Source organism: Nocardioides bruguierae (assembly GCF_023656415.1).
GTDB lineage: Bacteria > Actinomycetota > Actinomycetes > Propionibacteriales > Nocardioidaceae > Nocardioides > Nocardioides bruguierae.
The window spans coordinates 17,701-30,108 of sequence record NZ_JAMOIL010000005.1; the positions used below are offsets into that span (position 1 = coordinate 17,701).

The 12,408-nt window shown below is 71.9% G+C and carries 9 protein-coding genes; 2 read left to right on the forward strand and 7 right to left on the reverse strand.

From position 1 onward, the window contains the following. Positions 1-48: 48 nt before the first annotated feature. The gene (locus M8330_RS04795) at positions 49-1,761 is read left to right on the forward strand and encodes a cation:proton antiporter (protein ID WP_250826410.1); all 1,713 of its coding nucleotides are present in this window, start codon (positions 49-51) and stop codon (positions 1,759-1,761) included. A 73-nt stretch (positions 1,762-1,834) separates the two neighbouring features. Here the strand turns inward: M8330_RS04795 and M8330_RS04800 are convergent, their stop codons facing one another. Both M8330_RS04800 and M8330_RS04805 read right to left on the reverse strand, forming a co-directional pair. After that, entirely contained in the window at positions 1,835-3,271 is a 1,437-nt protein-coding gene (locus tag M8330_RS04800; RefSeq protein WP_250056587.1) for a gamma-aminobutyraldehyde dehydrogenase, read from the reverse strand. Between the two features lie 114 nt (positions 3,272-3,385). Next, a complete protein-coding gene (locus M8330_RS04805; protein ID WP_250826411.1) occupies positions 3,386-5,014 on the reverse strand; it encodes an amidohydrolase in 1,629 nt (542 codons plus the stop codon). A 166-nt stretch (positions 5,015-5,180) separates the two neighbouring features. Here M8330_RS04805 and M8330_RS04810 point away from each other — a divergent pair, with 166 nt between their 5' ends. Next, positions 5,181-6,566, forward strand: a complete 1,386-nt coding sequence (locus M8330_RS04810; protein ID WP_250826412.1) for an aspartate aminotransferase family protein — start codon at positions 5,181-5,183, stop codon at positions 6,564-6,566. An 82-nt stretch (positions 6,567-6,648) separates the two neighbouring features. Here the strand turns inward: M8330_RS04810 and M8330_RS04815 are convergent, their stop codons facing one another. From M8330_RS04815 to M8330_RS04835, 5 genes are read right to left on the reverse strand one after another with little or no spacing between them, the layout of a single operon-like run. Next, the gene (locus M8330_RS04815; RefSeq protein ID WP_250826413.1) at positions 6,649-8,112 is read right to left on the reverse strand and encodes an NAD(P)/FAD-dependent oxidoreductase; all 1,464 of its coding nucleotides are present in this window, start codon (positions 8,110-8,112) and stop codon (positions 6,649-6,651) included. Next, positions 8,109-8,960: an ABC transporter permease gene (locus M8330_RS04820; protein ID WP_250826414.1), complete on the reverse strand. Its 852-nt coding sequence runs from the start codon at positions 8,958-8,960 to the stop codon at positions 8,109-8,111. Before M8330_RS04820 ends, M8330_RS04815 begins: the two co-directional genes overlap by 4 nt. Continuing rightward, on the reverse strand, positions 8,957-9,859 hold the full coding sequence (locus M8330_RS04825; protein WP_250826415.1) for an ABC transporter permease: 903 nt from the start codon (positions 9,857-9,859) through the stop codon (positions 8,957-8,959). Before M8330_RS04825 ends, M8330_RS04820 begins: the two co-directional genes overlap by 4 nt. Further along, positions 9,856-11,028 carry an ABC transporter ATP-binding protein gene (locus M8330_RS04830; protein WP_250826416.1) on the reverse strand — a complete coding sequence of 391 codons (1,173 nt, stop codon included), beginning with the start codon at positions 11,026-11,028 and terminating at the stop codon, positions 9,856-9,858. The genes M8330_RS04825 and M8330_RS04830 overlap by 4 nt, the downstream gene beginning before the upstream one ends. Further along, positions 11,025-12,239 carry a polyamine ABC transporter substrate-binding protein gene (locus M8330_RS04835; protein ID WP_250826417.1) on the reverse strand — a complete coding sequence of 405 codons (1,215 nt, stop codon included), beginning with the start codon at positions 12,237-12,239 and terminating at the stop codon, positions 11,025-11,027. Before M8330_RS04835 ends, M8330_RS04830 begins: the two co-directional genes overlap by 4 nt. Positions 12,240-12,408: the final 169 nt, after the last annotated feature.

Here is a 12,408-nt window from a genome sequence, read left to right on the forward strand (position 1 = left end):
TCCTGGCAGCCCGGTGGACGTGCCCGCCGACCCGGCATCATCGAGGACGTGACACCCGGCCTGATGATCGTCTGCTTCGTCGTCCTCGTCGCCGTCAGCGCCCTGGCCCCGCGCATCGGGGTGGCCGCTCCCCTGGCGCTGGTCGCCGGCGGCGTGGCGCTCAGCTACGCGCCCGGCGTCGACGTGGTCGAGGTCGACCCCGAGCTGGTGCTCGCCGGCATCCTGCCGCCGCTGCTCTACGCCTCGGCGGTGAACATGCCGACCCTCGACTTCCGCCGCGAGCTGCGCTCGATCACCTGGCTCTCCGTGGTCGTCGTGGTGGTCAGCGCCCTGCTCTGCGGGCTCGTGGTCTCGGCCCTCGTGCCCGGCGTGGGCTTCGCGGCCGGCATGGCCCTGGGCGCCGTGATCAGCCCGACGGACGCGGTGGCCACCTCGATCGTCAAGGAGGCCGGGGTCGCCCCGCGCGTGGTCACGGTGCTGGACGGCGAGGGCCTGCTCAACGACGCCACCGCCCTGGTGCTGCTGCGCTCGGCCGTCGCCGGCGGAGCGCTCACGGTGGGCGGCGTGGCGGGCGACCTGCTGCGGTCGCTGGTCGTCGCCGTGCTGGTCGGCGCGGTCGTGGGCCGGCTGACGCTGCAGGTGCGCAGCCGGATCGCCGACGACACGCTCAACGTCGCGACCTCGTTCGTGGTGCCGTACCTCGCGTTCTTCCCCGCCGAGGAGGCCGGCGCGTCCGGCCTGGTCGCCGCCGTGGTCGCCGGCCTGGTGGTCAGCGCCCGCCGCGTGCACGAGCTGCCCGCCGCCGTCCGCCGCGCCGAGTCGACCAACTGGCACTCGGTCTCGTTCCTGCTCGAGGGCGCCGTGTTCCTGCTGATGGGCCTGCAGACGCGGGGCCTGGTGGAGGACTTCCGCGCCGACTCGCGCACGTGGGTCGACGTGGCGCTGGTCGGCGGCTGCTGCCTCCTGGTGCTGTGGGGCGTGCGGGCGGCGTTCGTGGCCACGCTGGTGGCGCGCGCGGGCACCGAGCACGCCCGCGGACGCGCCCGCACCGAGGCCGTCCGCCGTCACTGGCAGGGACGCCTGGAGCGCACGGTCACCCGCCGGCACGACCCCGCGGCGGCCGAGCGGCGTGCCTCGCGGGTCCGTACCGAGCTGGAGCGCCGGGAGGCCGACCTGCGCTTCTACGCCGACGAGCAGCTGCGCAAGCGCGACGGCGGGGTGCTGTTCTGGGCGGGCCTGCGCGGCGCCGTCACGCTGGCGGCCGCGCAGACGATCCCCGCCGGCACGGCCCACCGGCCGCTGCTGGTGCTCACCGCGTTCGCCCTGGCGGTCGCCACCCTCGTCCTCCAGGGCGGGACGCTCTCCTGGCTGGTCACGAGGCTGGGGGCGCGCGTGGACCGCCGCGACGTGCGCCGCGAGCACGGCACGTCGCTGGCCGAGCTGCTCGCGGGGGTGGCCGACTCCACCACCGGCGACATCGCCGCGAACGGTCTCGACGGCCGCCAGGTGGAGTGGTTGGTGCTCGACCAGGCCCGCGAGGCCTCCCACCCCGAGCGCTACACGCTGTGGGCGGGCGACGACGAGGCCGACCGGCACCGCCGGATCACCGAGTACCGGCGGGTGCGGCAGGCGATCATCGACGACCAGCGCGAGGCGCTGCTCGACGCCCGGGCCAGCGGCCGCTACGACTCGGCGGCCGTGCGGGAGATGCTGCTGCGCCTCGACGCGGGAGAGATGACGGTGGACGGGCTCCAGGGCTGAGCGTCCGCTCGGCCCCCGCTCCCCCCGGGGCGGGCTCCCTCTCGGGGCGGAGCCCGTCCACCGCCGGTACCCCCTACTCGCCGATGTAGCTCATGACGTGCTTGACGCGCGTGTAGTCCTCGAACCCGTACATGGACAGGTCCTTGCCGTAGCCCGAGTGCTTGAACCCGCCGTGGGGCATCTCGGAGAGGAACGGGATGTGGGTGTTGATCCACACCGCCCCGAAGTCGAGACGCCGCGAGACGCGCATGGCCCGGCCGTGGTCGGCGGTCCACACCGAGGAGGCCAGCCCGTACTTGGAGTCGTTGGCCCAGCGCAGCGCCTCGGCCTCGTCGGAGAACTTCTGCACGGTCATCACCGGCCCGAAGATCTCGTTCTGCACCTGCTCGTCGTCCTGCCGCAGCCCCGAGACGACGGTGGGCTCGTAGAAGTAGCCCTCGTCGTACTTGCGGGCGCCGCCGGTGACGATCTCGGCGTGGTCCGGCAGGCGGTCGACCATGCCGGACACGTGCGCCAGCTGGTTGGCGTTGTTCAGGGGCCCGTAGTAGACGCCCTCCTCGTCGGGGCGACCGGTCGGCATCCCCTGCGCGGCCTCGGCCAGGGCGGCCACGAGGTCGTCGTGGATGCCGGGGGCGGCCAGGACGCGGGTCGCGGCCGTGCAGTCCTGGCCGGCGTTGAACAGCCCGGCGCCGGCGATCCCCTCGGCGGTCCTGGCCACGTCCGCGTCGTCGAAGACGATGACGGGCGCCTTGCCGCCGAGCTCGAGGTGGACCTTCTTCAGGTCGGACGAGGCGGCCTCGGCGACCTGCATGCCGGCGCGCACGGAGCCGGTGATGGCCACCATCTGCGGGGTGGGGTGCGAGACCAGCGCCCGGCCGGTGTCGCGGTCGCCGCACACGACGTTCAGCACGCCCGGCGGCAGGAACTCCTGCGCGATCTCGGCCAGCAGGGTGGACGAGGCGGGCGTGGTGTCGCTGGGCTTGAGCACGATCGTGTTGCCGGCCGCCAGCGCGGGCGCGATCTTCCAGATCATCATCATGAGCGGGTAGTTCCAGGGCGTCACCTGGCCCACGACGCCGATCGGCTCGCGCCGCACGAACGAGGTGTGGTCGGTCATGTACTCCCCGGCCGAGCGGCCCTCCAGGATGCGCGCGGCGCCCGCGAAGAACCGGAAGTGGTCGTGGGCGTAGCCCATCTCCTCGTCCATGGTCAGCTGGAACGGCTTGCCGGTGTCGGCGCACTCGACCCGGGCGATCTCCTCGGCCCGCTCCTCGATCGCGTCGGCCAGCTTGAGCAGCGCGCGGGCGCGGTCCTGCGGGGTGGTCTCCCAGCCCCAGCCCTCGAACGCCGCGTCGGCCGCCGCGTAGGCCCGGTCGACGTCCTCGGTGCCCGACATCGGGGCCTGCGCGTACACGCCGCCCGTGGTGGGGTCGATGACGTCGTAGGTCTCGCCGGAGGCGGCGGGCACCAGCTCGCCGTTGATGACGTTGGAGAAGGTCGTGTCGGCCATGCGCCGCAGCCTAGGGATGTATCGGCCCGCCGACAACGGATTCGACAACCGGATCAGTAGTTGTAACCGCCGTGTCACACGGAATCCGTTGCGCCGACCCCATCACGGTCGCGATCAGGTCGCGCCGTGCACCTGCTCGCCGGCCACCCAGGTGCCGACCACCCCGGCCGCGCCGACCTCCTCGACGGGGCCGGCGCACACGTCGCGGTCCAGCAGGACGAGGTCCGCCACCGCCCCGGGCGCGAGCCGACCGGCGTCGTGCCGCCCGTTGAGGCCGGCGCTGCCGGAGGTGTAGGCGGCCAGGGCCACCTCCAGGGGCAGCGCCTGCTCCGGCAGGAAGGGCTCGTGGCCGGCCGGCCCGTCGGCACCGTGCTCGACGCGGTTGACGGCCACGTGCAGCGCCGCGAGGGGGTCCGGGGTGGAGACCGGCCAGTCGGAGCCGGCCGCCAGCGCCGCACCCGCCCGGTGCAGGTCGCCGAACGGGTACTGCCAGGCCGACCGCTCGGGCCCGAGGAAGGGGATCGTCAGCTCGGCCATCTGCTCGTCCAGGCAGGCCCAGAGGGTCTGCATGTTGGCCGTCAGCCCGAGGGCGGCGAAACGCGGCACGTCCTGGGGGTGCACCACCTGCAGGTGCGCCAGGTGGTGGCGCAGCGACCGCCCCGCCTCGTCCAGGGACTCGAAGGCGTCCAGGGCCTCGCGCACCCCGCGGTCACCGATGGCGTGCACGTGCACCTGGAACCCGGCGGCGGCCAGCACCGGCACGGCCGTGCGGAGCACGTGCGGGTCCACGAAGGAGTGCCCCGACCCGGACGTCGGGTGGCCGCAGCGGTCGAGGTAGGGCTCGAGCATGGCGGCGGTGCCGTTCTCGGCGACGCCGTCCTGCATGACCTTCACGCTCGTCGCCCGGAACCGGCCCACCGTGTAGGCGGCCCGCAGCGCGAGCAGGTCGGGCAGCTGCTCGAGGCCGCGCTCGCGGTCCCACCACAGGGCCCCGACGACGTCCGCGGTGAGCGTGCCGGCGCGAGCGGCCCGGACGTAGGCCGGCCCCGGGTCGTCCATGCCCGCGTAGGCGCCGACGATGGCGTCCTGCCAGCCGGTGACCCCGACGGAGTGCAGGTAGCGCTGCGCCTCGGCGAGCGCGGCGTCGTGCTCGCCGGCGTGCGTGGGCGGCAGCAAGCGCGAGACGAGGTGCATCGCGCCCTCGTGCAGGGTGCCGGTGGGGCGACCCTGCGGGTCGCGCTCGATGCGCCCGTCGGCCGGGTCGGGCGTGCGCTCGTCGATCCCGGCCAGCGCCAGGGCGCGGCTGTTGACCCAGGCGCCGTGGTGGTCGCGGTTGGGCAGGAAGACGGGCCGGTCGGGCACGACGGCGTCGAGCAGGTCGGCGGTCGGAGCGCCTCCGGGGAACGCGCTCATCGCCCAGCCGCCGCCCTGCACCCAGGCCGCCTCGGGGTGGGCGAGGGCGTAGTCACCGACCACGCGCTGGTACTCCGCCGCCGTCGAGGCCTCCGAGAGGTCGCAGCGGATGCGCTCGAGGCCGCCCTGCACGGCGTGCACGTGGGCGTCGGTGAAGCCGGGCAGGAGCAGCGCGCCGCCGGCGTCCACCACCGCCACGTCACCGCTGGCGCCGACCTCGCCGGGAGCGGCGACGACCGCCACCCGCCCGTCGACCACGAGGACGTCGGCGGCGCCGCGGTAGCGATGACCGTCGAACACGCGACCGCCGGTGAACAGGGTGCTCGTCATGCCCCGTTCCTACCAGCGCGCCGGGCTCCGGCACGAGAGGCGCGTCAGCCATAACCTCCGCGTAACGCATTCGTCACAACCGAATCCGCACCCATTTGTCGCCATGGCGACGGATTTCGTCGCCCAGGGCTTGCCTTGCGCCCGACCCCTCCGCCACGATGGGCCCATGACGGACTACGAGCACCTCCAGCGCGCCGCCAAGGACCACCTGTGGATGCACTTCACGCAGCACGGTCGGTACGCGACCGAGGACGTGCCCGTGATCGTCCGCGGCGAGGGCGCCTACATCTACGACAGCCACGGGCGGAAGTACCTGGACGGCCTGGCCGGCCTGTTCGTGAACCAGCTGGGCCACGGCCGCACGGAGCTGGCCGACGCCGCTGCCGAGCAGGCCAAGCAGCTGGCCTTCCACCCGCTGTGGTCCTACGCCCACCCGGCCGCGATCGAGCTGGCCGAGAAGGTGGCCGGCTACGCCCCGGGCGACCTGAACCGCGTCTTCTTCACCAGCGGTGGCGGCGAGGCGGTCGAGTCGGCCTGGAAGCTCGCCAAGAACTACTTCAAGCTCACCGGCAAGCCGATGAAGCACAAGGTGATCAGCCGAGCCGTCGCCTACCACGGCACCACCCAGGGGGCGCTCTCGATCACCGGGCTGCCGGGCCTCAAGGCCCCGTTCGAGCCGCTGGTGCCGTCCACCTTCCGGGTGCCGAACACCAACGTCTACCGCGCCCACGAGATCACCGCCGGCCTCATGGACGGCTCCGACCCGGAGGCGTTCGGCCGGTGGGCGGCCGACCAGGTGGGCATCGCGATCGAGAACGAGGGCGCCGAGACCGTCGCGGCCGTCTTCCTCGAGCCCGTGCAGAACGCCGGCGGCTGCTTCCCGCCGCCCCCGGGCTACTGGGAGCGGGTGCGCGAGATCTGCGACGAGCACGACGTGCTGCTGGTCTCCGACGAGGTCATCTGCGCCTACGGCCGCCTGGGCCACATGTTCGGCGCCGAGCGCTTCGGCTACCAGCCCGACATCATCACCTCGGCCAAGGGCCTCACCTCCGGCTACTCCCCGCTCGGCGCGATGATCGCCTCCGACCGGCTGATGGAGCCGTTCCTGCAGGGGACCGAGTCGTTCCTGCACGGCTACACCTTCGGCGGCCACCCGGTCTCCGCGGCCGTCGGCCTGCGCAACCTGCAGCTGTTCGAGGAGGAGAACGTCCTGGAGCACGTGCGCGACAACCGCGACGCCTTCCGCGCCACCCTGGAGAAGCTGCGCGACCTGCCGATCGTCGGCGACGTCCGTGGTGACGGGTTCTTCTACGGCATCGAGCTCGTCAAGGACCAGGCCACCAAGGAGTCCTTCACCGCCGAGGAGTCCGAGCGCATCCTCTACGGGTTCGTCTCCAAGGAGCTGTTCAACCAGGGCCTCTACTGCCGCGCCGACGACCGTGGCGACCCGGTCATCCAGCTCTCCCCGCCGCTGATCTGCGGCCAGGCCGAGTTCGACGACATGGAGCAGGTGCTCCGCGTCGTCCTCGAGAAGGCGTCCGCGATGCTCTGAGCCTCTCCAGGCTCCCCGGCACGGGCCCGGTCCATCCGCCACGATGGGCCGGGCCCGTCCGCGTCTCCCCGCCTCGGCGGGGTCAGGAGTCGAAGCCCAGGCCCGCGCGGTCGAGGCCACGCAGCCACAGGTTGCGCCGGCCGGCGTGGGTGTCGGCGTGGTCGAGGGACCAGCGGGTGAGGTTGATGCCCAGGGCACGCAGCGGCTCGGGCGGGAACGGCAGCGGCTTCTCGCGCACCATCCGCAGGCGGGTCCGCTCGGTGTCGGCGCCGTCGAGGAGGTCCAGGACGACCAGGCCGGCGAAGCGGGTGGCCGCGACGCCCAGGCCGGTGAACCCGAGCGCGTACGAGACCCGACCGCCCAGCGCGGTGCCGTAGAAGGCGTTGAACCGGGTGCAGGTGTCGATCACGCCGCCCCAGCGGTGGGTGAACCGCAGCCCTTCCAGCTGGGGGAAGGTCTCGAAGAAGTGCTCGGCGAGCATCCGGTGCGTCGCCTCGCGCTGCTCCAGCTCGGGGGCGATCCGCGAGCCGTAGTGGTAGACGGCGTCGTAGCCGCCCCACAGGATGCGGTCGTCGCGGGTGAGCCGGTAGTAGTGGAACTGGTTGGCGGCGTCCCCGATGCCCTGCCGCCCCTCCCAGCCGATGGCGGCCTTCTGCTCGGGCGTGAGCGGCTCGGTCATCAGCACGTGGTCGTAGACGGGCACGGTCATGAGGTCGAGGCGACGCAGCAGCGAGGGGAAGGCGTTGGTCGCCAGCACCACGGACCAGGCGCGGACGCCGCCGGTCACGCCGGACCCGGAGGCAGAGGTCCCCACGTGGACGCCGGCACCCCGCCGTTCCAGCGAGACCGCCTTGGTCTGCTCGTGGATGACCACGCCGGCGTCGAGGCACGCCTGCCGCAGCCCCCACGCCAGCCGGGCGGGCTCGACGAGGGCGGTGCCGTCGGGCTCGTGCAGGGCACCCAGGTAGGTCGGCGAGTCGACCATCGCCCGGGTCTCCTCGGCCGACAGCAGCGTGCCGGAGGCCCCGTGGGAGGTCATGGCGTCGTGCAGCTCCGCCAGCTCCTCGACGTGGTGCGGTCGGGTGGCCACCGTGAGCTCCCCGACGAGGGAGAAGTCGCAGTCGATGCCGTGCCGGGCGATGTCGGCGCCCATGTCGGCGAGGTTCTCGGCGCCGAGCCGGTCGAGGGTCGCCAGCTCGTCGGGCCAGCGCTCCAGGCCGTTGCCGAACCCGTGGGTCAGCGAGGCCGAGGCGAAGCCGCCGTTGCGGCCGGACGCCTCGTCCCCGCAGCGTCCGGCCTCGAGCAGCACCACGGAGCGACCCGGGTGCCGTTCCCGGGCCAGCAGCGCGGTCCACAGGCCGGTGTAGCCGCCGCCGACCACCACGAGGTCGGCCTCGGTCTCCCCCACCAGCGGCGCGAGCGCCTCGGGGCGAGCCGGGTCGTCGAGCCAGAACGGCAGCGGGGCGGCGTCCGCGAGCGAGCCCGCGGCCGCCCCGCCACCATCCCGATGACCGTGACGACCGAGGCGACCGGCGCGCCGGCTCATCGACCCGCGCGACGCCGCGCCAGCACGTCGCCGGCGACCACGGCCGCGAGGGCGATGAGGAACATGATCGTGCCGACCACGTTGATCTGGGCCGGGATGCCGCGTTGGGCCGCACCCCACACGAACATCGGGAACGTGACCTCCTGGCCCGCGTTGAGGTTCGTGATGATGAAGTCGTCGAAGGACAGCGAGAACGACAGCAGCGCCGCGGCCAGGATGCCCGGGAAGACCAGCGGGAAGCTGATCCGCCAGAAGGTCTGCCACTCGTTGGCGTAGAGGTCCATCGCCGCCTGCTCCAGCCGCGGGTCGAGACCGGCGAGCCGCGCCTTGACGGTCACCACCACGAACGACAGGCAGAACATGATGTGGGCGATGAGGATCGTCCAGAAGCCCAGCAGGCCGGAGACGCCGCCGTTGACGAACAGGGCCAGCAGCGAGGAGCCCATCACGACCTCGGGGGTGGCCATCGGCAGGAAGATGACGATGTTGGCCGCGGCCCGGCCCCGGAAGCGGTGCCGCACCATCGCGAAGGCCATCAGCGTGCCCAGCAGCGTCGCGACCAGCGTGGCGAGCACGCCGATCTCGATGCTGACGCGCAGCGCCTCGCACATGCCGAGCGGGCCGCAGATGTTGGTCCAGTTGTCGAGGGTGAACCCGTCGAAGCTGTAGGAGTTGCGTGCGGCCGGGTCGTTGAACGACATCAGGATCACGACGAAGACCGGCGTGAACATGTACAGCAGCACCAGCAGGCCGACGAGGAGCACGACGTTGTCGCCGAGCCAGCGGGTGAACCGGCTGCCGGCGGACCGCGGGGCGGTGGCGGTGGCGGAAGGGGTTGCAGTGCTCACACGAGCTCCTCGGTGCCGGCCCGCCGCACGTAGATCGCGACGAGCAGGACGATGGCGGCCATGAGGATCACCGACAGCGACGAGGCCGTGGGGTAGTCACCGGCCGCGAACAGGTCCTGGATCTCGTTGCCGACCATGCGCGTGGTCGGGTTGCCCAGCAGCTCGGAGTTGATGTAGTCACCGGCGGCCGGGATGAACGTCAGCAGCGTGCCGGCCACGAGGCCCGGCATCGACAGGGGCAGCGTGACCTTGCGGAACGCCGTGAACGGTGAGGCGTACAGGTCCGAGGCCGCCTCGAGCAGCCGTCGGTCGACCTTCTCCAGCGAGGCGTAGAGCGGCAGCACCAGGAACGGCAGGAAGTTGTAGGTCAGACCGGTGATCACTGCGAACGGGGTGGCGAGCAGGTGACCCTCCGGGCCGAGCACGTGCAGCCAGCGCAGCAGCGAGACCACGGCCTCGTTGTCGCCGAGGATGTACTGCCACGACAGCGTCCGCACCAGGAAGCTGGTGAAGAACGGCGCGATGACGGCGACCAGCATGAGGTTCTTGAACCGGCCGCCCTTGAACGCGATGGCGTAGGCCAGCGGGTAGCCCATGAGCACGCAGGCGATCGTGGCGATCACGGCGTACTGCAGCGAGCGCAGCAGCTGCGGGCCGTAGTCGACGACCGCGTCGGTGTAGTTCTGCCAGTGCCAGGTCATCGCGTAGCCCAGCTGCAGCGACCCCGAGGGGTCGTACAGGCTGGTGGCGACGAGCGTGACGGTCGGGACGACGAAGAACACGACCAGCCACAGGCCACCGGGCGAGAGCAGGAGGTAGCCGCCGAGGCCGCGCTTGCGGGGCGCGTCGTCCGAGGCCGCGCTCGCTCCCCCGCCGGGCAGGTGGGAGGCCGCGCTCACGACTCGTCCTCCTCCACGCCCGCGCGGGCGTCCTGGGAGGCGTCGAGGCAGAAGGTGTGGTCCGGCGACCAGTGCAGGTCCACGGCGTCGCCCACGACCAGTCGCTCGTGCGCGCCGGTGTTCTGCAGGAACACCGAGAGCTCCTGACCCCAGGGCATGCGCACCACGTACTGGGTGCTCACGCCGACGAAGCTGATGTCGGTCACGACGCCACCGGCCAGCAGGTTGCCCGCGGCGGCGGACGGGGCGGGCGACCCGGCCCGGGTCAGGGTGATCTTCTCCGGGCGGACCCCGACCCACACCTGCGGCGCGTCGGTGGCCAGGCGCGCGCGGGGCGCGGTCAGCCGGGTGCCCTGCACGTCGAGGGCGACGGTCTCGCCACCGCCCTCGACCACGGAGCCGGCGACCAGGTTGGACTGGCCGAGGAAGTTCGCCACGAAGGTGGTGGCGGGGTTCTCGTACAGGTCCTCGGGGGCGCCCATCTGCTCGATGCGGCCCTTGTTCATCACCGCGACGGTGTCGGCCATGGTCATGGCCTCCTCCTGGTCGTGGGTGACGTGCACGAACGTGAGGCCGACCTCGGTCTGGATGTGCTTGAGCTCCAGCTGCATCTGGCGGCGCAGCTTGAGGTCGAGGGCGCCGAGCGGCTCGTCGAGCAGCAGCACCTGGGGCCGGTTGATGAGCGCGCGGGCCAGCGCCACGCGCTGCTGCTGGCCGCCGGAGAGCTGGGCGGGGCGACGCTTGGCCAGGTCCGAGAGCTCGACCAGCTCCAGCATCGCCGCCACCTCGGCGTCCACCTTCTTCTTGCCGCGGCGCTTGAGCCCGAAGGCGACGTTCTCCGCGATGCTCAGGTGCGGGAACAGCGCGTAGGACTGGAAGACGGTGTTGACCGGGCGCTTGTAGGGCTTGAGCCGGCTCACGTCGGAGCCGCCGAGCATGATCTGGCCCGACGTCGGCTCCTCGAGGCCGGCGACCATCCGCAGGGTCGTGGTCTTGCCGCAGCCCGAGGGGCCGAGCAGCGCGAAGAACGAGCCCGAGGGCACGACCAGGTCGAGGTCGTGGACGGCGGTGAACGAGCCGTAGGACTTGCGCAGGCCACGGAGCACCAGGTCGGTGCCGGCGCTGGTGCCCTCGGTGGGCGCGGCGCCGGCGGGGGCCGCGGCGCTCACGCCCCGATCACCTGCGCGAAGTCCTTGTCGTAGGCCTGGCGGGTCGTCTCGTCCAGCTCCATGAAGCCGTAGGCGTTCTTCAGGAAGTCCTCGGACGGGAAGATCAGCTCGTTGTCGACCAGCGACGGGTCGACCTTCTCCATGGCCTCCTGGGCGCCCTCGACGGGGCAGATGTAGTTGACCCACGCGGCCAGGGTCGCGGCGACCTCGGGCTGGTAGTAGTAGTCCATCAGGGCCTCGGCGTTCGCCTTGTGGTCGGCCTTGTTGGGCACCATCATGTTGTCGCTCCACAGCGACAGGCCCTCCTCGGGCACGACCCACTTGATGTCGGGGTTGTCGTACTGCATGGCGATGACGTCGCCGGACCAGGCCTCGCAGGCCACCACGTTGCCCGCGTTGAGGTCGCGGATGTAGTCGTTGCCGGTGAAGCGGCGGATCTGGCCGCTGCCGACGTAGCCCTCGAGCCGGCCGATGGCCGCGGACCACTGCTCGTCGGTGAAGTCCTCGGGGTTCGCCCCCTCGAGCAGCAGCATGAACAGCATGGTGTCGCCCATCTCGGAGAGCAGCGAGACCTTGCCCTTGAGGTCGGTGCGGGTCATCAGCTCCTCGAAGGAGGAGACCTCGCCGGTGTACTTGGCGTTGTAGGCGATGCCCGTCAGGCCGGACTGCCACGGCACGGAGTAGGTGCGGTCGGGGTCCCACGTGGGCGACTGGAGGTCCGTCTTCAGGTTGGACACCACGTTGGGCATGTTGTCCTTGTCGAGCTCCTGCATCCAGCCCAGCCCGATCATCCGGGCGGCCATCCAGTCGGTCATCGTGATGATGTCGCGACCGATCGGCTCGCAGGCGCCGAGCTGGTCCTTGACCTTGCCGAAGAACTCGTTGTTGTCGTTGACGTCGGTGTTGTACGTGACGGTGATGCCCGACTCGGTCTCGAAGCCCTCGAGCGTCGGCATCCGCTTGCCCTTGACGTCGATGTACTCGGGCCAGTTCGAGAAGATCAGCGTCTTCTCGGTGTCGGAGAGGTCGGTGGAGCCACAGGTCTCTTCGGACTGCACCTGGGACTGCGTGCCGCAGGCCGCGAGCAGCGAGGGGGCGCCCAGCGCGAGGGCGCCGACGCCGGCACCACGCAGGAAGTTCCGCCGGCCGATGCCGCGGCCGGCGCGGGGGCCTCCGGCCCGCAGGGCCTCGGCCAGCATCTGCATGCGCATCCGGTCAGTGTCCACTGTGTCCTCCGTGAGGGGCGTTGGTCGCTGCGGTCCGCCGGGCTTCTCCCGGCCGTGATGATGTGGCCTGGGCCACATCTGGCTACGGAATCATAGATCTCGACCCCGACTGAGTGGCGATCCTGGCAGTGCTGGCGCTGCACAACAAGGGAAA

Bases quoted from the DNA above. Each gene is read 5' to 3' on its own strand.
- M8330_RS04800 (WP_250056587.1), bottom strand. From the start codon at position 3,271: ATGGCCGACACGACCTTCTCCAACGTCATCAACGGCGAGCTGGTGCCC.
- M8330_RS04805 (WP_250826411.1), bottom strand. From the start codon at position 5,014: ATGACGAGCACCCTGTTCACCGGCGGTCGCGTGTTCGACGGTCATCGC.
- M8330_RS04810 (WP_250826412.1), top strand. From the start codon at position 5,181: ATGACGGACTACGAGCACCTCCAGCGCGCCGCCAAGGACCACCTGTGG.
- M8330_RS04815 (WP_250826413.1), bottom strand. From the start codon at position 8,112: ATGAGCCGGCGCGCCGGTCGCCTCGGTCGTCACGGTCATCGGGATGGT.
- M8330_RS04835 (WP_250826417.1), bottom strand. From the start codon at position 12,239: ATGCGCATGCAGATGCTGGCCGAGGCCCTGCGGGCCGGAGGCCCCCGC.